The 20,878-nt window shown below is 64.4% G+C and carries 14 protein-coding genes, 1 pseudogene and 1 other annotated feature; of the genes and pseudogenes, 3 read left to right on the top strand and 12 right to left on the bottom strand.

The window, feature by feature from the left end; all coding sequences use genetic code 11:
* Positions 1 to 31: 31 nt before the first annotated feature.
* The 6 genes from M3148_RS10060 to M3148_RS10075 form a co-directional block, all read right to left on the bottom strand.
* Entirely contained in the window at positions 32 to 1,330 is a 1,299-nt protein-coding gene (locus tag M3148_RS10060; protein WP_251304566.1) for an O-antigen ligase family protein, read from the bottom strand.
* 1,215 nt (positions 1,331 to 2,545) lie between these two features.
* Complete coding sequence (locus M3148_RS10065; RefSeq protein WP_251304567.1) at positions 2,546 to 3,220, bottom strand: acetyltransferase; 675 nt, start codon at positions 3,218 to 3,220, stop codon at positions 2,546 to 2,548.
* Entirely contained in the window at positions 3,217 to 3,819 is a 603-nt protein-coding gene (locus M3148_RS18415; protein ID WP_368859547.1) for a sugar transferase, read from the bottom strand. Before M3148_RS18415 ends, M3148_RS10065 begins: the two co-directional genes overlap by 4 nt.
* Positions 3,820 to 4,078: 259 nt before the next feature.
* On the bottom strand, positions 4,079 to 5,143 hold the full coding sequence (locus M3148_RS18420) for a glycosyltransferase (protein ID WP_368859548.1): 1,065 nt from the start codon (positions 5,141 to 5,143) through the stop codon (positions 4,079 to 4,081).
* An 86-nt stretch (positions 5,144 to 5,229) separates the two neighbouring features.
* Positions 5,230 to 6,381 (bottom strand): DegT/DnrJ/EryC1/StrS family aminotransferase, encoded by a 1,152-nt coding sequence (locus tag M3148_RS10070; RefSeq protein ID WP_251304568.1) that lies wholly within the window; start codon positions 6,379 to 6,381, stop codon positions 5,230 to 5,232.
* Positions 6,374 to 8,218, bottom strand: a complete 1,845-nt coding sequence (locus M3148_RS10075; protein ID WP_251304569.1) for a polysaccharide biosynthesis protein — start codon at positions 8,216 to 8,218, stop codon at positions 6,374 to 6,376. Before M3148_RS10075 ends, M3148_RS10070 begins: the two co-directional genes overlap by 8 nt.
* 279 nt (positions 8,219 to 8,497) lie before the next feature.
* Between M3148_RS10075 and M3148_RS18900 the strand changes: the two genes are divergently transcribed.
* Complete coding sequence (locus tag M3148_RS18900; protein ID WP_440136919.1) at positions 8,498 to 9,337, top strand: IS3 family transposase; 840 nt, start codon at positions 8,498 to 8,500, stop codon at positions 9,335 to 9,337.
* Positions 8,624 to 8,737 (top strand) — a sequence feature (AL1L pseudoknot). Its footprint overlaps the gene before it by 114 nt.
* 308 nt (positions 9,338 to 9,645) lie before the next feature.
* Here the strand turns inward: M3148_RS18900 and M3148_RS10090 are convergent.
* From M3148_RS10090 to M3148_RS10110, 5 genes are all read right to left on the bottom strand, one after another.
* Complete coding sequence (locus tag M3148_RS10090; protein WP_251304570.1) at positions 9,646 to 11,118, bottom strand: polysaccharide biosynthesis tyrosine autokinase; 1,473 nt, start codon at positions 11,116 to 11,118, stop codon at positions 9,646 to 9,648.
* Between the two features lie 564 nt (positions 11,119 to 11,682).
* Positions 11,683 to 12,174 (bottom strand): CAP domain-containing protein, encoded by a 492-nt coding sequence (locus M3148_RS10095; RefSeq protein WP_251304715.1) that lies wholly within the window; start codon positions 12,172 to 12,174, stop codon positions 11,683 to 11,685.
* A gap of 88 nt (positions 12,175 to 12,262) precedes the next feature.
* Positions 12,263 to 12,814 (bottom strand): LPXTG cell wall anchor domain-containing protein, encoded by a 552-nt coding sequence (locus M3148_RS10100; RefSeq protein WP_251304571.1) that lies wholly within the window; start codon positions 12,812 to 12,814, stop codon positions 12,263 to 12,265.
* A 63-nt stretch (positions 12,815 to 12,877) separates the two neighbouring features.
* A complete protein-coding gene (locus M3148_RS17915) occupies positions 12,878 to 14,803 on the bottom strand; it encodes a DUF4012 domain-containing protein (protein ID WP_251304572.1) in 1,926 nt (641 codons plus the stop codon).
* Between the two features lie 78 nt (positions 14,804 to 14,881).
* Entirely contained in the window at positions 14,882 to 18,151 is a 3,270-nt protein-coding gene (locus tag M3148_RS10110; RefSeq protein WP_251304573.1) for a malectin domain-containing carbohydrate-binding protein, read from the bottom strand.
* A gap of 401 nt (positions 18,152 to 18,552) precedes the next feature.
* Here M3148_RS10110 and M3148_RS10115 point away from each other — a divergent pair, with 401 nt between their 5' ends.
* Positions 18,553 to 19,161 (top strand): arsenate reductase/protein-tyrosine-phosphatase family protein, encoded by a 609-nt coding sequence (locus M3148_RS10115; RefSeq protein ID WP_251304574.1) that lies wholly within the window; start codon positions 18,553 to 18,555, stop codon positions 19,159 to 19,161.
* 70 nt (positions 19,162 to 19,231) lie between these two features.
* Here M3148_RS10115 and M3148_RS18425 read toward each other — a convergent pair.
* Positions 19,232 to 19,871 (bottom strand): annotated as a pseudogene (locus M3148_RS18425) (DUF6098 family protein).
* Between M3148_RS18425 and M3148_RS10125 the strand changes: the two are divergent.
* Positions 19,862 to 20,464 (top strand): arsenate reductase/protein-tyrosine-phosphatase family protein, encoded by a 603-nt coding sequence (locus tag M3148_RS10125; RefSeq protein ID WP_251304576.1) that lies wholly within the window; start codon positions 19,862 to 19,864, stop codon positions 20,462 to 20,464. The pseudogene M3148_RS18425 and the gene M3148_RS10125 sit on opposite strands and share 10 nt — an antisense overlap.
* Positions 20,465 to 20,878 lie beyond the last annotated feature (414 nt).

Here is a 20,878-nt window from a genome sequence, read left to right on the forward strand (position 1 = left end):
CAGAACTCGTATCATATTACGTCTTCCATCGTTATCCATGTGTCGGAACCGCTACACCCGTCGGCTGCCGTCGCGGGACGTCGGCGCCGCCAGCACGCGAACGCGCGGACAATAAAAATGCAGCGCAAACGGCGTATATTACCATCGAAAGTCTATCGGTGTAGGTGACAGCCGACATGCCCGTTACAACGACATTCGTGAATAGTAAGGCGAACAGTGTCAAAGCTAACCGGCCGTGCTGCCACCTCACCTGTCGCCAGAGGCCGATTAGCAGCCAGAGCACGGGAAGGTAGAAAGCTAAGAGACCGAGTACGCCGTTGTTTGTAGCCAGTTCGACGAAATTGTTATGCGACGCTATTTCGTCTCTTCCGCTGATCCCCGTGAGGAACCTGAACTCGCCCGTACCATGCCCCATCAGCGGGCGATCGAAGAAAAGATCCCAACCGCGAGCGATGAGTTCGCCGCGGACCAAATCTGACGATGACAAGGCTCTCTCGCCCCCTGGAACGAAACTCAGAAGAGATTCGAGTCTGGTTCCCGCGCCATCCTCGATCGCCCGTAGGCCAAGACCCCAGAGACCGATCATCGCCGCAGACCCGACGGTAAGCCATCGCAGCAGCCGTCCCTCGCGCGTTGCCCTATACCCTAGGATGATTGCGCCGCCTAGCACTAAAACGAGTAGGGCCCGACGGGATTGGCTGGCGACGACTACGAGAGCGAGGGTAGTGAATGACAGTCCAGAGACGGTTGATCGCAAGCGTCCACCTTGCGCAGCAAAGTGGAGTGCCGCAACTGCCCCCACCGCCGCATAGTGGCCTACGGTGTTTGGTTGGCTGATTTCATATCCGAGCCTGGAAGCCGTCGTGAGTCCCGCGATGATGGGCGCGAAGCCGGCGCTCGCAACGAGATAGAACACCATCGCTATCCCCGCTGCGACAAGTGACGCAACTGCAAGTTCCAGCAGACGCGGGGTGTCTAATATGATTACCAAGGCGAACACGAGAATGGCGACGGCCGTCGCGGTGCGGACAATGGAGAGCGAGTAATCCTGGTCACGCGCATATAGAGCGCCGAACACCAAAATCGGTATGATCGCAAGATGTGCAAGAGCACGCGGGTCAATCCGCCGCCTGGTATTGCGGGCGAGTCGGTGGAGTGACAATCCGATCAGTGCGAATGCCGCTATATTGGCGGCACTCGCGGGCACCGCGCTCGGTCCTGTCATATACAACAGGCCGAGAAAAATCGCGAGGAGAATAACGGGGACGCGCCCCTCAGAGTTTATGTGATCCGGCTTCTCCGCTGCCCGCGACTCATCATGCATTATCATCGTGTTCCGCCAAGTACCGATCCATACGCGAGAATAAGCGCCTCACGTACGGCCCCGCGTCTTTGCGCAAATTCCGGAACAGTACGTCCGAACTATTGCACGCCCTATACTGATCGAAATAGTCCCTATAGACATAACTCTGAAGAACTTGCCTCGATCGAAGTATCGTACTCTCGTCGCGAAAGACACCAAGGTGGATCCCATGGTGGGGGCGGTACGCCACTGACCCGAAATTACGACCATCCATCTCCGGTGAGTTAGGGCTGACGGGAGGAAGGCCTACCCCCGCCGACCGCATGAGTTGATAAAGCACCTCTTCATCAGTCATGGATGCGAGCATGGATCGACCGTCTGACAGCTGGTCGACAAAGCTGTCGAATCGATCGACCACTCGGGGGAAGTACTCCGCCGTCATCACGAAATGCAGGCCCGACAAACGGTTCCGCACGACAGGGAGTCTGCGCGAGTATCCCAGTGCAGAGCGCCATCGCCCATCTCGTGCGGCTGCGAGAGTCTGGCGTAGGGGTCTTGCGGGCTCGTCGGCGGTCAGTCGGAGATAATTGCTGTAAGGCAATCCCAACATCTTCGCGTGCGCGGCGTGGGGTGCCAGGATACCGTCCTGTTCGCGAGCAAAGAAGATGTCTATGTCTCCGGAATACACGGCGTCGAACTGTTCAAACTCAGGGTCGAAGAAGAGCCAGCGCAAGCTCCGGAATGCCGCGCTGCTAGCGGGCGTCCGCCCTTTTAGACCAAAATCGTAGGGCGCCGTTACTCGTACATCACCATACTGCTTGAGTCTAGTTAGAGAAGTCTCCACTTCGGATGCAAGTGGCCGGTCGACATACAACAGGACGGTATGCTCCGGGTAGGCCCGGAGAGCCGAATACGCATAAAACGGCAGGAACTGCTGATATCGACTCCCGTAGCAAAATCCTACGATCGCCAGCGTCTTCCTCACGATTCCCGTCCCTTCCAGCACTTCTGGCGCCCCCGTCGCGCCATCGGAGCACACGTACAAATCACGAGATTTTGGCACCGTGACCTTCGTCGCCGAATTCACGGCCAAGCATCAAAGGTCTCCAGTATAACGGTCTGTTATGAGGCGCGATCATCTTCATAAACACGCGGTGTCCCCCCTTCCCTCTACCTCAGGGCATGTTTGTTGAACCGGTGAGTCACGAGAACGTGAGCATAACTCTTAGGCCAACTAGGCTGCTATGTAGCCCCCCAGCCGTGGCTATCGGTTCGCCCTGTCTCCGCCTTCGCCGGCACGCCAACGGCGGTGACCCGCGACGGCAGATCACGCACAACGCAAGCAGAGGCGCCTATGGTGGAGTCCGCCCCGACACTTAGCCCCTGAATGATGACAGCGCCGCTTCCCACCGTGGTGGACTCACCGAGGAATACATTCCCTGCTATGTTGGCGCCAGGATACGCCGTGACGTAGTCCGATAAGATTGCATCGTGGCCGACTGTACAGTTGAAGTTGATATGCGCGTGGCGACCGATCTTCACATTCGTGCCGATGCTTACATGCGAACAGATTACGCTTCCTTCCCCGAGCGCTACGTGGCGACCTAGCGTGGAGGACGGGTGCCTGAGTGTGGCGGCCTTTCTCCCCAACGATGTGGCCCATCTATCGATCCTCCTCCGCACATCGCCGGAGCCGATAGCAATCACATAGTTAACGTCGACGGGAAGCTCCTCAAGGAGCGACACAGAGCCGATAAGATCCGCGTTTCGTTCGTGTAAGAGACGCTCGTCCGGGCGTCCATCGTCCAGGAAACCTAACATCTCGTAAGTCGGCGAACTGGCGTTCATGGCGTCAACGACGTCGTGGGCGTGACGGCCAAATCCCCCGGCACCGATGATCACGATCGGCGTAGTCATCGATCTTCCACCTCGTAAGTAGGCACACCACCGCCGGCGGCGTATGTCCCCTCGCGCCTGAGGACTTTTACGACTGTGCGAGCGAGAATCCGGAGATCCAAACGCCATGAGTGGTTGTCTATATACCAAATGTCCAACTCTATGCGCTCTGGCCAACTCAATTGGTTCCGGCCGTTGATCTGGGCCCATCCTGTAAGTCCCGGCAATACTTCCAAGCGCCTCAGCTCGCGTGCGGAGTATTGTTCTACTTGATAGCGCAGAGTCGGGCGGGGCCCAACGAGGGTCATCTCGCCCCGTAGTACATTCACAAGTTGCGGCAGCTCATCCAGACTGGTCGCGCGCAAAAACCTCCCCACCCGAGTGATTCGGACGTCATCGGGAGCGATGCCACGCCGCACAGCCTGCGCTCCGTCAGTCATCGTGCGCAACTTGATGATCTGGAACGGACGCCCCGAGCGGCCGATCCGCTCCTGCTTGAAGAACACGGGCCCTCCGTCCTCTGCCCATATGGCAACCGCCAGTGCAGCTATGACGGGAGAAGTTGCGACTAAGCCACAAGTCGCGGTTATCACGTCCACCATACGCTTGAGCGCCTCCATACCCAGACTGTAGCTCTAAAGCTCTCGACGCTCCGACCCGAGGGCAGCGCGGTCGCGCTAGCGCCTGCCGACTCGTGTGGGGAGCGCGCTCTAGCGGTGCGATTCGAGGGACGTCTGGTCAGCCGGCGTCTCTGCCGTGAGCCGCGACGGATCGAAGCTGCGCCACATCGGGAACCAAACGTCTCCCTTGTACGGCTTCCGCATGCCCTACGGGAGCGGTAGCTGACGGCGACGTAGCGAACGCTTCCAGACCCTGACGCTATCGAGGCTGCAATGGCCGCTCGAAGTGCCGAAGAAGAAACTCGGCTAGCAGTCCAGCAGACACATCGGACGAGAGAGCATGAGGTTCAGGATAGGCGGCCACACGATCGCTCAAACTCCCTGGCCGACCGATGTCGCGCGCAATTAAATGAGCAAGCTCGCGAGCGTCTCGTCGGTCCACCAATACCGCCCCGGGGATGTCTCGCACTCCCTTCGCGTCGAAGGCATAAATAGGCCGCCCCACGCTCACCGCCTCGAGTAGTACCCGCGGTAGGCCCTCCCAGTGAGCAGTGTGAACGATCGCACTCGCTTCAGCGAGCACCTTCGACGCCGACTGCCGCCCGGGAGCCGAAACGCGATCGCCGAGCGATCGGTCCTGCAAAGAACGAACAACCCGGTCCCGCTCGGCCCCTTCGCCCACCATCGTCAGCGAAAAATCAACTCCGAGATCGCGCAGCGCCGATGCGAGCTCGACGGCCTCCATCGGCGCTTTGCGCGCACTGAACTCTCCGATCCAAACCAATCGAGCCCTGCCCCCCTCGATCGGAGCCTTCGACCTCGGATACGCCTCCGCTTCGAGCCCGACACCGAAAGGCAATCTAATCGTTGGTATGCCTCGTCCGTTCGCCGCGAACCAATCCGTGTCAGCACTGTTTAGGGTAACTATGCCGTCAGTCCGACGAAGCAACACCTTCTCGATGAGCCGAAAGTGTAGGTTGGTTAGACTTGGCCTATCCCAATGCAGGCCATGACAAAAGTAGACCACGGGTACGCCGAGCCGGCTAGTACGGGCGATGGCGGATGCAGTCGCGGTACTGGTGAGGACGACATCTATCTTGTTGTCTGATACCCACGCGCGAAGCGCCTTAGGCGCGCGAGCCAGCCTGGGGCCAGCCTTTCGCGTCAGGCCGGTTATGACAGTAGTTTCGACAAGCTGTGCGGGCGATCCAGCTGCGACCCGCACATCGTGGCCCTGGGATCGCCAAGTACCTATCAACGGTGGGAAAAATGCGTCTACTGTCTGCCCAACACTAGTGAGCACGCCGATATTCAGCCCCACCACCGCCTCCTAGCAGTTCCACGCACTTGAGACGATGCCGTGCAGCAAGTCGGCTCGCCGCGCCCGCCCTGTCTGGCCCTCCACAGTTATCATCTCCACTGTCTGTCGAATGCTTCAATGGCACGCGTTACGCGCGCGAGATCTTCATCGGTCATCCCTGAGCCACTCGGCAATGAAACACCCGTCCGAAATAAACGCTCCGCGGTACCGCTTATGTAGGCATGGGCTCGCGCGAACACCGGCTGCAAATGCATGGGTTTCCAGAGGGGGCGAGCCTCGATATCCACCTTTGCTAGCCACTGGATCAGATCCTCTGAGCTCCACCCCGTACGCTCATAGTCTACCAATACGGATGTGAGCCAGAAGTTGTCACGCGTCGCGCTGTCTCCTTCTCTACCGTCCGGGGTCCCGAATAACTCAACCCCTGCAACGTCAGAAAAAAACGCTTCATAACCGAGGCGGATTTGTCGCCTCCGTTCGATCATGCCGTCAAGTCGCGCTAATTGCGCTCGGCCCATCGCTGCGAGTATGTTCGACAGTCTGTAATTGTACCCGATCTCCTCGTGCTCATAGTGGATCACAGGCTGCCGTGCTTGCGTCGAGAGATACCGGACACGGTTCGCGATGCGCTCACTGTCCGTGAGCAGCATTCCGCCTCCCGAGGTGGTCATCACCTTGTTCCCATTGAAAGATAATATAGCAATATCGCCAAAGGTGCCCGCCGGGCGGCCTCCGAGATACGCCCCTAACGATTCTGCGGCGTCCGAAACGACGGGCACACCCCACTCCGCTGCAACGGCCGTGATTCCGTCGTAGTCTGCGACCTTTCCGAGCAGGTCGACCGCGACTATCGCGGAGATTCGCTCGCCGCGACGCTGCAAACCACTTAAGGCATCCGCCAGCAAGTTCACATCGATATTGCCCGACTCGTCAGAGTCAACGAAAATCGGTTCTGCTCCCGTGTAGACGATCGCGTTAGCTGTAGCCGCGAACGTCATGGATGCCGTCACCACAACATCGCCGGGGCCGACATCTAGTGCTAATAGCGCAAGGTGCAGCGCAGCCGTACCAGATGAGAGAGCCACAGCGTGCTTGCGAGCCGTCCGGGCGGCTACTTCGAACTCGAACGCGTCCACCTCGGGCCCTAGGGGCGCTATCCAACCAGACTTCAGAGCTCGCACGACTGCGGCCTCCTCTGCCTCGCCGACATCGGGCGGCGAAAGGAAGATTCGCTTAGTCAATGCTATCCCCCGCCTCGCGCGCCGGCGGGCAACCGTCAGTCTGCTCGATCAGTGGGCTAGCCGTCTGTGGATCATAACTTTCGAGAACGCTCGGGCTAAGAGGTAGAACGGACACGTGTGTGATGAGCGGGTGACGCTTTTGCACTCCCGCCTCCCCGGTGCCCAATAAGTCCTCATGAAGCTTCTCGTTTGGCCGGAGCCCTGTGAAAACCACGTCGATGTCCTTGCCCGAGTTTACAATGAGCCGGTGGGCGACGTCTAGAATCCTAATCGGCTCGCCCATATCCAATACCAGCACCTCGCCATCGCTGCCTATCGCGCCGGCTTGGATCACCAACTCGCAAGCCTCTGGTATCGTCATAAAGTACCGAGACACCTCGGGGTGGGTCACCGTAATCGGGCCACCGCGCGCAATCTGCTGCTGAAACGTATGGAGCATTGACCCACGCGAGCCGAGAACGTTTCCAAATCGGACCGATAGGTATGTCCCAGCCGCGTTCGCCCCATACCATGACGTGAGCCGTTCCGCTAGTTGCTTCGTCCGCCCCAAGATGCTCGTCGGGTTCGCAGCCTTATCTGTCGAGATGTTCACGAACTTCTCGACGCCGAATTCCGCGGCTAGTTCCAGCAGGTTATTCGTGCCCCAGACGTTCGTCTTCCAGCCCTCGGCGGGGTATTGCTCAAGCATCGGCAAGTGCTTTAACGCCGCAGCATGGAACACCACTTGGGGCCGATGCCTCTCAAACGCCTCCCGCAACGACCGCGCATCTCGAATGCTGGCAAGAACCACGTCCGGCGTATCAAGAAGCGCCTTGCCGTAAATCGCAAGCTGGACACTATGGAGAGCTGACTCATCGCGGTCGAGGAGGATCAGTCGCGACGGGCCGAAACGATGAACCTGCGAAGCGAGCTCGGAGCCGATTGAACCGCCGGCGCCAGTGACTAGAACGCGTCGATCTGTCAAGTACTCAGCAATGGAGGCTACGTCGGTTTCGACCTGACGCCGCCCAAGTATATCGGTGATTTCGAATTCTTTAACATCGCTGAGCTTCACGCGTCCGCCGAGCATTTGCTTCAGCGGCGGGAGTAAGAGAAACTTCATGCCGGCGCCCTCGACGATATCCGCGACCTCGGTAATCAGACTCTTACCTGCACCAGAGATCGCAAGTATTACTGTCGACACGTCTCGCTCGCGCGCGGCACGCACAAGATCGGTACGACCACCCAGGACAGGCCTGCCGAGTAGGCTTAGATGCCTCTTGCGTGGATCGTCATCAACGAGGCCGACAACGCGAAACGGTGAGCTGCTGTCGATATCGACTAGTCTGAGCAATTGATAGCCAGCGTCGCCGGCGCCGTAGACAAGGACATTCTCCGCTCCTTCTATAGGCAGTCGCTTCGACCCCTGCCAGGCACGGTATGCCCACCGTCCTGCCGCCATAGTCACCAGCGCGAACGGTGGAGCGAGGAACGCAATGCCCCGGGGAAACTCGTCGAGTCCCCGCAGCGCCACAAACGCAACCACGAGGAGCAATGCGACTACAACCGTGGAGAGAAGGAGCCCGAGGCTCTCTTCAAAGCTTCCCAAACGGTACTTCCCGCGGTATAACTTCAGCAGCGTGCCCACGATGAGTTGCGAAACGCACGCCAGTGCGGCATAGAGGAAGACCGTGCTCCACTGCTCGGCGCTGAGATAGAACTCGTATCGGGTACCGACAATGAGCGCGACTGCTAGACACCATGCGGCGGCGTCCCAGGCGCAAACGACACTCCGCCGGACCAGCGTTCCCCCGGGCACTTTCGCCTCCCAAACTCGCCGTACGCGCCACTCGAGCAAAGAAATAGCATGCCCAGCTCGTCCAGGCTATGCCAGCATACGCGACCACATGGGCATTCCAGGACGAGGCGTTGTCTTGTGCTGGGTCTGATGGAGGCTCTCAACCCAGTGGACGAGAGAGTCATGGCAGCACCGAGGAAGTACCCGAGGAGCTTCGGGAGCGTGCGATCCGGATGGCCGTCGGCCTACGGCGTGACCCGGCCACGCGTCAGAGGGCGTTGACATTGGCGCGGGTCGGCGAACAGCTGTGGATCAATCCCGAGACGCTGCGCAAACTGGGTGGCCCAAGGGGAGGTCGATGCCGGGGACCGCCCGGGGACCACGACCTCTGATGCGCAGCGGCTGGCGGAGCTGGAGCGGGAGAACCGCGAGTTGCGGCGGGCGAACGCGATTCTCAAGCGCATCAGCTTCTTTCGCGGCGGAGCTCGACCGCCCACAGCGTTAATCGTCGAGTTCATCGACGACCACAAGGACGACTTCGGGGCCGAGCCGATCTGCAGCCAGCTGCAGGTCGCCCCGAGCACGTACTACGCCGCCAAGATCCGTGTCCCGTCGGTCAGCGACGCGGCGATGCTGGAGGTCATCGGCAGGGTGCACGCCGAGAACTACGGCGTCTACGGGGTCACCAAGGTTCATCGCGTAATGCTCCGTCAAGGGCATCAGATCGCGCGCTGCACGGTCAACCGCCTCATGCGCGGGGCGGGCTCACGCGGGATCAGTCGCGCCAAAGGGCCGCGCACCACGATGCCCGGCGCCGGGCCCGACACTCGACACGACCTGGTGGACTGCGACTCCACCGCCACGGCACCGAACCAGCTCTGGGTCGCCGACATCACCTACTGCCGCACTTTCGCCGGCTGCCTCTACGCCGCCTTCGTCACCGACCTGTTCTGCCGTCGCGCGGTGGGCTGGCAGCGCCTCCATGGAGAGCCTCTTCAGCTTGCTCCAAGAGAACGTTCTCGACCGACGTACCTGGCCCACTCGCGAGCCCCTGCGCATCGCCATCGTCTCGTGGATCGAGAAGACCTACCACCGGCACCGCCGACGAGACGCCCTCGGCTGATTGACCCCCATCGAGTACGAGGCCAGATGACCGCGTCAGCCACTCAGGCTGCGTAACCCGACCTGTCACCTATCCGTGCATCAGACCCTCGCGGCCGACAAGAAGAAGATGCGGCTGCCGCCGGTGATGCTGCGTCTGGACTGGCAACTATGTGCGCCCGGGTCGGGGCCTATACCTGTCCATTGACGCCTCCGAAAAGTCCGCAGAACTCCGAGCGACGGGCGCCCGAGTCGACCTAGCCCCGGTCTGGACAAGCTTCCGACGCCCGTAGTCGAGAGCGGCTCACCATCCCGCGGTGGCGCTAGCTAACGTGACCGAGCGGGCCCCATGACGTCCGACTACTGATCGGCGTCCCCTATGTGAATCAGCGCCGCGCCGCCGACAACTTCTCCCCGGGCCACGTCGAACGCTTAGCATGCATCGGGGCCGGGGACGGGGTCCTCCGTCCGGAGCGCGTGCGCGAAACGCGCGAACCTGTGAGCGACGGATCGTCACTGCTGTAGTACTCGTAAGCGTAGCGGTCACGGTCCTTGCGCTGAGCCTTATTGAGGACGATCCCGAGAACATGAGCATCGACCTGCTCGAGTGATTCCAGCGAAGCGCGTAGTTGTTGCTTTTGAAGCCTGTCCGCTCCCGCGACGAGGAGCGTGCCACCAGCCATCTTGCTAAGAATAGCGGCATCGGTCACAGGGAGCAGCGGAGGGCTGTCGATGACGATGACGTCGTATGTGGCGGCGAGGTCCGCGAGGAGCTGGGACATGGCTCGCGAGCCAAGCAGCTCACTGGGATTCGGAGGAACCTGGCCGGAAGGCAGAACATCCAACGACGAGCCTTGCCATGGCTGAGCGACATCCTCGACCTTCGCACGGCCGATAAGCACAGTTGTAAGGCCAACTCGTCCTTCGAAGCCTAGATACTTCGCGACGCTCGGGCGACGAAGATCCGCATCGACGAGGATCACCCGGGCGCCCGCATCCGCAAGAGAGGCCGCTAGGTTGATGGATGCCGTCGTCTTACCTTCGCCGGGAACTGACGAGGTCACCACGATAGAACTCGGGCGGTCCTGGAAATCAACGAATTGAAGGTTCGTACGCAGCCGACGAATCGCCTCAGCGCGGAGACCCATCGAGTCATCATGCATGAAAACGGGATGCGACGTCCCCGAGTCTTCAAATGGCACGGTTGCGAGCGGCGTCACGTCGGTGACAGCAGCGATGTCAGAGTTGTCGCGAACCTTCGTATCGAGGACCTCGCGGAGGAGGGCCAATGCTCCGCCGAGCATAAGCCCGAGGGCCAGTCCGAGGATAAGGTTTCGTGAAACCTGTGGCGAGGACGGGGAACTTGCCGCCTGCGCTTCGCTGAGCATCGTTGCGCGGACGGCCTCCGTCCCATCAGGACGTTCAGGCGAAAGACCTCCAACTGTAGTTGCGAGCTGGTCCGCAACTGCGTTCGCCATATCGCGGGCTAGAACGGGATCTTCATCCGTAGCGGATATTTGGAGGATGGTGGTGTCCGCCGCTACAGCCACGCTGAGCGAGCTCCCGACTGCAGCGGCGTTGCCTTCAAGGTTGAGTCGCTCTGCTACGGGCTCGAGGACGATCGGAGATCTAGCGACCTCTGCGTACGATGCCATCTGCTTCTCGGTGAAGGTAGAGCCCTGCGCTAAGTCCGACACAGATTCGCCAGCCTGCACAGCGAAGAAAATCCGGGTGGAAGAGGTGTACTGCGGCGTCGCCAGCAGTGTGCCGACAGCCGTGGCCGCTAACGTGAGCAGCGCCACTCCGACGATCGTGAGCCACCGGCTGCGCAGCACGCGTAGGTAGTCGCCCAGTTCCATTCGAGCCCCCGTTTGGCCGTTGAATAATGCCGAGGTATCGTCGCACAGTTCCAGACCAGAAGGTAACCGGGCCTCGCCAGGGCCTCGCACTGGTACATACTTCTCCAGCATACGAACTGGCCCAGACGCACTTGTCGAAACTCCAGCCCTCCTGCCGATGAGCAGCAAGCCCTCCACCATCTGGGGGTTCCTGGACGTAGCGCCGCCAGAGTCGCGCCCGTCGTCCCCGTGCTGTTCTTCGCTGATGAGAAGGCGCTGCGGAGGACTGCTCGCGCGACACTCTGCCAGGCGGCGACACGGCGCCCAGCCGCGATGCGCGCAGGCGACCTCCGCCGCGCCGCGCCTCTACGCCCGTCCGTGCCTCCTTGCCCCCGTGGCCGACTCTCGGCCCGTCGTCGATCACGGGAGAGCAGTCCCAGCCGAGTTCCACGTGGAGTCCGGCCTAGTGAGCGCATCGCGCATCCACCGCGCCTGTGACCACGTCGTCGCGCGGAAGGTTGAGACTGCGTTGCGAACTCGGGCAGCAGGGTCGTGCGGAACGGTATCAACGCCGAGGAGAAGACACTACGGCCCGAGAAAAAGTTGCGAGCACAGCATCTTCTCCCCGTCCGGGACGCAGCCGACCCCGATCTCTGTGAGTTCTGGGTCGACTATGTTGGCGCGATGGCCGGGCGAGTTAAGCCATGCTCCCACCACCTCCTCTGGAGATGCCGTGCTCCTGACAAGATTTTCAGCAGCAACGGTCCACGGGCTGCATTCCAAAATGACCGGCGCTAACGGTGCATGCTTAAGCTCTTCTGCCCCAACGAGCGCCGCCGCTCGCTTTAATGAGAGGTCGCGCGCACAATCGGAGCCCTCGAGTTCATGGAGTTCTTCACTGCTGCGCACCTCGTTCGTAAGGCGAGTGACCTGTTCTGCGAAGGCCGCAGGGTCCGAGGATGTCCAACGCACAGAGGCGCCCTGGTTAGCGACGTCCCGTGACGGACTGCAGGAGGCGAGCAGCAGCGCCAAAACCAATATTGCCGTAACGACGTAGCGATCACTTCCGTGCAGCATTGTCACGTTGCTCCTGCCTCTGCGCGAGCCTGAAAGGCCCCTGCGAATGTCGCAGGGGCCTTCCAGGGACGGTCGTGACGTTGGGGTGTCAGGCAGTGACCTTGCCGCGACGGGCGAGGAACAGAGCCGCAGCGCCGACCAGCAGCAGCACAGCGCCACCGATGATGAGCGGGGTGGCAGTCGCACCGGTCTCGGGCAGGGCCGGGCCAGCGGCGCCGCCGCCAGCACCGGGAGCGACAGTCGCGCCGTCGCCCGGGGCGTCGGTGGTGCCGCCGTCGCCGACGACGACCTGGAACGTCTCGATGACGTTGCCGTCAGCGTCGGTGGCGACGATGCTGTAGACCGCCTCCTCCGTGAGGGTCACGGTGAAGACGGCAGCGCCGTCAACAGCGGTCTTGGTCAGGGACTTGGTGCCGGCGATCTGGATGTCGTCGTCCTCCACGGCGTCCGAGGAGACCGTGAGGGTGACGTCCTCACCAGAAGGCGCCTCGACGGTCACCGTGAAACTCTCGCCCGGCGCGGGGTTGGTGGTCGAGATGGCGGCGTCGAACGGCGGCGTGTACCGCGTCGCGAAAGCGGCGGACGGAGCAAGAACGAGCAGCGCGGCCGCGAGCAGGCCAGCAAATGCGCGTCGGATCATGGTGTATCCCCCAAAGGGTCGTCAAGACCGTGTCGGTCGATCGGTCGGATTAAAGGTTATCGGCTACTGTCGACATGTCAACGCGGAGGAGACGAACTTCTCACCGCCCGGCCCCGGAGTCATCCTCAGGACCGCGTCCTGAGTGAAGCCCGGGCCGGTGGTGATGTCGAACTGGGTCGTGACGGAGTCACCCGGACTAAGATCCACTCGTCGAGCCACGACCACTTGGTGGTCATGGATCTGCGGAGCTACCGAGATGTCGTCCGTGTCCGGATCACGGGCTTCGGTGATGCGCCCGCCCGTTGGCGCGTACACGAGGACACTCGACCTCATGTCGCCCTCGTCCACCGCTCTACCTCCGCCCACGAGGGACGGCGGGAACTTGGACGCATCTTCGGGCGCCTCCGAGGCGAGCGTGACCGTGACGGTGAGGTCCTGGTTGCCGTTGGCGTGGCACTGGCGAGCCTCGACCTCCACCTCCATCCGCTGGTAGTAGGCGATCTTCGCCTCGCTCATGTCGTTGACGTAGACACCGACGACGGGAGCGCCCCGGCCGTCGTCCCCGTGGAGCTCACCGCTCAGCGTGGTGCCGCTGAGCAGCTCCTGCTCCTCGCCGTGCGCAGACCACACGAACATGCGTCCCTCGTCCGCAGCCTGCACCAGCCCGGCAACCGTGGCGGCCGGTGCGGCCTTACCATCCATGACGGCGGAGAAGATCCCCGCCGCGGCGACCTCGAAGAACTCATCCTGGGAATCAGGGTCCTCGATGTACCGGTACACCCCGTTGAGCATGATGTCGGCCGCGTTGTCTGCGCTCAGCTCGGCGTCACCGTCAAACATTTCTGACGGAACTCCCAGCGCGCGGAGCTCGTCGTCGTCCAGACCGATCGGTCCGGTGGCCTCGAGAAGCCCACCGAGAGCAACCGGGTCGAGGGAGAGCACGCCGTCCACCTCGCCGCCGACGCCCTCGCTCCACATCGCCCGGACGATCTCGGCGCTGCGGGGGAAGTCGGGCGTCGAGGTCACGTTGCCCGGGAAACGCGCCAGCTCAGTACCGAAGAGGGCCACCTCTGTCTCCGTCAGGTCGACGGCACCGTCGGCGAAGTAGCCGACATCGCCCGCCGAGCGCTGCTCGACCAGCTCGACCTCGCCATCGTCGGCTCGGAGGAGAAGGAAGGCACCGGTGAGGCCACCGGTGGCCCTCGGCTCGGCGTTGTTCTGAACCATGAAGATGTACTCGCGCGGCTCGTCGGCGCCGAGCATCGGCGGGATGAGCTGGACCGCACGCGACGCCGTGGCAGTGAGGCCGGCGAGCTCGTCGACCTGGCCCTTGAGGTTGTCGACCTGCTCGCCCAGCAGATCGACCAGCCCACCGGTGTCCACGGTGTCGAGACGGTCCCTGCCCACCAGAACGGCGTCGTTGGCGGCGACCACTCGAGGCGCCACCTCGGCGAAGGGCGCGAGGTCGATCCGGCCGTCCTGCGGCGCGAGCCGCGCAGGGTCAACGATGTCCGTGGCGGCGACAAGATCCGGGAGCGCGTCCGCCGCGAGGTCGTCCACCACGACCGTGGCCGTGCGGACGGCCCCGACGTTCGTACCGAGCCACGGGAGCTTCGCCGCGACCGCCCAGTGCGGGCCGGAGACAGCGTCCCGGGCGGCACTCGTGTGCTCGCGCAGCTCGGCGACGGTGGTGCCCGCCGCGTCGGTCTGGCCGCCGAGCGCCTCCTCACGCAGCTCGGAGACCAGCGGCATCGCCGCCCGCATCTCTGTGTACGCAGCGCGCGCCTGGACGGCGAAGAGGACGAGGAGAGCGAGGATGCCGAGCAGCACGGTCACGATGACGAGCGCGACCACTGAGCGGTTGCGGCGCTTCGACTGACGACGACGACGCGAGGTACCGCCGTCGTCGCCCGAACCGGTAGCGGGCCGGTCCTCGCGCGTGGCGGATGCGCCGTCGTCCTCGAGCCAGCTGGGGAAGTTGTCCGTCACAGGGGCATTTCATCATGTGTCGGGACGCACGGGGAGAGTCGGTCCGGACGATGTCACCGTCCGGACCGCCTCCCGCGCTCACCGCGGGTTGTACGTCTCGACCACCGTCGAGTGCGAGAACCCTGCCGTGGTGCCGCCGCCGGCGACGACGATCCGGTTCCCCATGAGCAGCGGGAAGATCCCGTGCCGCGCCGTCGGCATCGGCGTCCCCAGCCGCCACTTGTTGGTCGCGGGGTTGTAGATGTCCACCCGGTTGTAGACCCGCTGAGCGGTGGCGCCCGCACCGTTCTGAGTCTCGCCGCCGATCACGTACATCTCCCCGTCATACCAGACGGCCTTGCCCATCCCCCCACGTGCCTGCGGGAGCGGGGCGAGCCCCGATCCGGCCGTGGCGCTCGAGCGCCACGTGTTGCTCGCGGGGTCGTAGACCTGGAGGTTGTCGAAGCCGTTGGCGACGACGTTCGCGTCGCCGCTGCCCGGACCACGACCGCCGGCGACGTAGAGCTTGGAGCCGTCAGTGGTCGCCGCCGCGTGGTTACGGCCCTGCGGCATGGGCGCGATCTCGGTCCACGAGTTCGTCGCGGGGTTGTAGACGGCGCTGCGCGTCGTCGTCGAGGAACCGATGATCCCGCCGGCGGCGTAGATCTTGCCGCCGATGACCGCCGTCGAGCTCGAGCCCGCCGCGAACGGCATGTCCGCCCCGAGCGACCACACGTTCGTCGCCGGGTCGTAGATCTGCACCTTCCCGGCGGAGCTCCCGCCCAGCCCACCGATGAGGAAGAGCTTGCCACCGACCACCTCGGCCGCGTGGTGGTGCCCCTGGAAGGGCCGGACGGCGAGGTTGGACCGCCAGGTGCCGGTCGACAGGTCGAGCGCCGTCGTCGCCTTGTTGCTCTCACCGATCATGTACATGGTCTTGCCGATGATCCCGCCGGCGACCTCGCCGATCGACACGGGCAGCGACGGACCGCTCTCCCACCGGTCGGCGAAGCGGCCCGTCCAGTTCGTCACCGCGTGGCTGCCCGTGGTGATGTGCAGGACGTCCCCCACCATGGCGGCCACCGGCGTCTTCCGGCCGGCGGGGAGCTGGGGCAGGTTCGTCCACACGTTCTCCTTCGGGTGGTACGCCGTGACGTAGCGGCTGGCCTGGTTGCCCGGGTTCGTCCCGCCCAGCACGACGATGGAGCCGTTGCGGACGACGACGGCGGTGTGGCTGCGTGCCACCGGCAGGCTGGCCACCTTCGTCCACGCGTTCGTCGCCGGGTCATACCGGTGGACGTCGGACTGGAGGCCGGTGTTCTCGTTCTCGTTGTGCTGGCCACCGATGGCGTAGACCTTGCCGCCGAGCGTCGCGCCGACGAGGTGGTTGCGCGGGTTGGGCAGCGGCGCTCGAGGCTGCCACGTCGTGCCGCCGTCGAGGTTGAGGACCCAGTGCTCCGCCTCGTCGGGATCGGCGGTGGAGCCGGCCACGCGGCTGGTGCCGCCGAAGAAGTGGAGGTTGCGACCCACGATGGTCGCCCCGCCCGCACCGCGCGCCTCGGGGAGCTGCGGTCCGGCGGACCACGTCAACGTCTCCGTGTTGAACTTCCACACGTTGCGGGTCGACCCGCCGGGATGGTTGCCGTCATACCCGCCGATGAGCCAGATCGTCTTGCCGTCGGCGATGGCCGGCGAGTGCGTCAGCTGCTGCGGCATGTCGGGCAGGCGGGACCACGTGTTGGTTACGGTGTCGTAGACGTCGCTGCGAGGCGTCGTCTTGGTCCCGGTCTGGAAGCCGCCGAACGCGTAGACCTTCGTGCCGACGGCGGTGCCCTGAGCCTCGGAGCGGCCGATCGGAGAGTCGGCCTTGCTGTCCCAGGAGAAGAGCGAGGGGTCCTGCGAGGACGGCGGCGGCTCCTCCTCGTCCGGTGGCGGAGTACTGCCGTCCGGGAAGACGACCTCGATCGCGGACACCTTCGGCTGGTTCACCGAGGCCGTAAAGGCGATGTCGAGGGTGCCGTCGGTGACGGTCCGGGTGAAGGTCCGCACGGCGGCAGTCTTCGCCCCGACGGCCGCGTGGATGTCGAAGTCGTCGACCTCGACCGCGCTGCCCTCGATGTTGGCGTCGAAGACGCGCTTGCCGTTGGCGGTGAAGTAGATCTCGGCGAAGTGCAGCCGCACGGTGTAGGCGCCCGCCTTGGGGGCAGGGATCGCGTAGGAGAAGCCGGCGAGGTCCTGGGTGGCGCTCCGCTCGGTGCGGTACAGGACGTCGTCGGTGGTCCCGCCGATCGCCGTGGTGGATGACGTCGACCACGACTTCCCGCCGGAGAAGTGGGAGTCGGCCGCCCAGGTGACGCCGCCCGTCGTGACGGCTGGACCGCCGGCGTTGATGCGCAGCGTCTGGCCAGTGGGGAGCGGGTCGGGGTCGGGATCCGGGTCGGGGTCCGGGGCCGGGTCCGGGTCCGGGTCTGCGGTGGGCGGGACGAACTCGATGGCGGAGATCTTGGGCTGGTTGACCGACGCCGAGAAGGCGAGGTCGAGAGTCCCGTCGGTGACCGTCGTCGTGAAGGTCTTCACGTCCGCGGCCATCGCGCCGACGGAGGCGTAGACGTCGTAGTTGTCCAGCTCCACCGGGCCGCCCTCGGCGTTGACGTCGAAGACGCGCTTCCCGGCCCCGGCCGCGCCACCACCGGTCGCCCCGAAGTAGATCTCTGCGAAGTGCAGGCGGACCGTGTACGTGCCGTCTGTGGGGGCGGGCAGGGCGTAGGAGAAGCCACCTAGGTCCTTCGTGGCGCTCCGCTCGGTGCGGTAGAGGACGTCGTCGGTCGTCCCGCTGATCGCCGTGACCTTGGCGTTCGTGTATGACTTGCCGCCCGTGAAGTAGGTGTCGGCGAGCCACGTGACGCCGCCGGTCGTCACTGACGGTCCCCCGGCGTTGATCCGCAGGGTAGTGGCGCTCTGCGCCGGCGGCGGCTGCTCGACCGGGGCGGACCCGACCGTGAAGTTCGCCTCGAGGACCTCGACGTGCCCGTCCGAGGTGGTGATGCGGGCGCTGATCGCGTGGGGGCCGTCCGCCACCGTGCCGGTGTTGAACGGGTTGGCCGCCGTGGCCGAACCGCCGGCGAAGTCGAAGGGACCCTCACGTTCCGTCTGCCGAGGAGCTCCGGCCATGGCGGGGTTGTCCAGCCAGAACTCGACCTTGGTGATGGCCGGGTCGGAGGGAAGGTAGATGTACGCGTTGCCGTCGATGGCCGCTCCGCTCAGGTTGACCGAGCCTGCACGGTTGGCGTTCGCGCTCACCCACAGGTCGAGGTCCGCCGCGTGCCCGAGGGCGGGAAGCTGGGGCAGCAGCGAGAGTGCCATGAGCATGGCGAGCCCGATCCACCGTGAGCGGCGTTGCCGACCCTTCGGGGGATGGTCCCCTCCTTGCGGACGGGGTGCGCGTCCTCGTATCCGTGCAGACATCGAAGCCTCCATTGCCGTCGTCACGTCCGCCCGAACTGACTGGAGGCTACGGGCACAACGGGCGCGTCGGTGGCCGATTGGCGGGTGATCTCCGAATCACCCGGGGGTGGCCGCTGAGCCAGCCGACCTCCATGTCACGGCCCCGACTCGCGGCATCGTCGCTCGCGGGCCGTCTCACTCCCACTCACCCCGGAGTGAGAAGTGCAACCTCCAACTATCGACCCCCTGTCCCCCTCCGAAAGTAGGAGCACTTTGCGCAGCTGCGACTAGCGTCCAGATCTCAGACGCGGCAGATGGAGGCAACAATGACTGGTGACGGTTCGGGACAGCACTTCACGGTGCTCGTCGTGTGCATCGGCAATGTGTGCCGCTCGCCCGCCGTCGAGCACCTGCTCCGCTCGGCGCTCAACGGCGACGGCACGGTCGCCGTCCACAGCGCCGGCACCCGAGCCCAGGTGGACCGACCGATCCAGCCGCCGATGGAGCGGCTGCTCGAACGGCACGGGCACACCGTCGACGGGTTCGCAGCCCGCGCGGTGACCGCGACGATGCTCGCGCACGCGGACCTGGTCCTCGCCGCCACTCGGGAGCTGCGTGGTGATGTCGCCGACATTCTTCCCTCCGTGGTGCGGCGCTTGTTCACCGTCCGGGAGTTCGCCCGGCTGGCGTCATCGGTGAAGGGATCGGACCTCGAGGCCGCTGCCGGACCGGACGCTCACCTCGCCGCCCGCCTCGACGCTCTCATCCCCCTCGCCGCGGCGCGGCGTGCCGAGGTGCCGGTCGAGCTCGACGACATCGTCGACCCGTTCCTGCAGAGCGACGAGGTGTACCAGCGCTCCTACCAGCAGGCGGCGCAGGCCGTCCGGCAGATCAGCATGGTCACCTCTCCAGACCGTGGGCACGTGCTGGTGTAGGGACTCGTCGTCGTCGTCGTTGCTCACTTCGCGACGTCGAGCACCTGTCACGGCTGACGCCTCGCCGCGGCTACCCCGTCAGCGAGCGGAAGGCGCGCGTCTGCCACGCGGCGTAGGACTCGTCCGCCTCGAGCAGCGCCCGGTGACCCACGCGCGCCAGCGGCCTGACGTGGGCGATGAGCGGCTCGCAGTCCGCTCCGCGCCCGCGCACCTGTCCCCTGACGAGCCACGGCTCGATGCTGCTGTGCGCGAGGTGGGAGTGGCGGGTGAGCTGGCGGGCGATCCACGTGCGCGAGCCGGCGCCCCCACCACTGCTCGGGGCACAGCGGCCACGCGGGCACCCCGGGCAGCAGGTAGCCACTCTCCCGCTCACGGCGGGCGCTCGTGTCCGAGTCGTCCGGGCTCTGGCTGAACCGGAAGTAGACGTCGTCGTGCGTCGTACAGACGCCGACGACGTCGCTGAGCTGAGCGTGTCGAGAACAGGTAGCTCGTGGCCGCCCGGCAGAACCTCGGCGAAGTCGGTGTCGCCGCCCGACGGGTTGAACAGAGTCATCACTGCACCCTTGCACCGTTGCTCCGGCTCGCCGGAGATGTGGCAGCCGGTACGGACAATTCTGCTCCTGCCCGGATGGACGCGCCATCGAGCACAGGGATGATGTCGGTAGGCTCGGTCCTACTGGCGAGCGGGAAAGGGATGACCATGGCGGCATACCGATCGGGTGAGGACTTCACTCTTCTCATCGTCTGCACGGGCAACATCTGCCGCTCCCCCGCCATCGAACGACTCTTCCGTTCCGCCTTCGCGCCGGGGAGCGGGATCTCGGTGCATAGCGCGGGGACCGGGGCGCTTGTGGACGAGCCGATCCAGCCGCCGATGGTGGCGCTCCTCGAGCAGGCCGGCGTCTCCGCGGACGGCTTCGCCGCGCGCCGCATCACCGAGCCGATGGTCGCCGGGGCGGACCTCGTGCTCACCGCGACGCGCAAGCACCGCGCCGACGTCGTCGACCAGGTGCCGGCCGCGGTGCGGCGGGCCTTCACGCTGCGTGAGTTCGCACGGCTGGCGGCGGCCGTGGACACTGCCGAGCTGGACGACGCCGCCGGGCCGGGTGCCCGGCCGGCCGAGCGCCTGGCGGCGCTGGTGCCGCTCGCCGCGCGTGAGCGGACGCAGGTGCCGGCCGAGCTGGACGACGTCGTCGACCCGTACCGCCGCTCGGACGAGGTGTACGAGGAGTCCTTCGACCAGCTGATCGAGGCCGTGCGGGTGATCGCGAGGGTGGTGCTGGGGGCCGGGGCGACCGCCTGACGGTGACGCCGGGCTCAGCCTCCCCGCGGGCCGGTGGACGTCAGTTCCACCTGCATAGTGTGAGAGCAGTCCAGGGTGAAACGCCACGGCGACGCTGCACCACGCCTCTGTGCGGCGACTGACTGCACGGGCTCGTTCGACATGCGACCAGATCAGAACTGGCGCCAGCAGTCACGAGTTCCTATGACCCTGTCATGGTCCGGGGTGCGGCACCGGCGCCGTTCCGCATCACGCAGATGTGAAACTTCCGCGTGCCTGCCTGAGCGATGCCAGCCCTCGGCAGGGCGTGCTCTCGCGAGGACCCAACCTTTCGGTGATTGACCGCCTTTCGTCGACGTTGCATAATCTGCAGTGTTGCCACAAAATCTTGCAGTCGCTTGCGTCATTGTGTCGCACTCTGGTCGCCATCCCTGC

This window comes from Georgenia satyanarayanai (genome assembly GCF_023715365.1).
GTDB lineage: Bacteria > Actinomycetota > Actinomycetes > Actinomycetales > Actinomycetaceae > Oceanitalea > Oceanitalea satyanarayanai_B.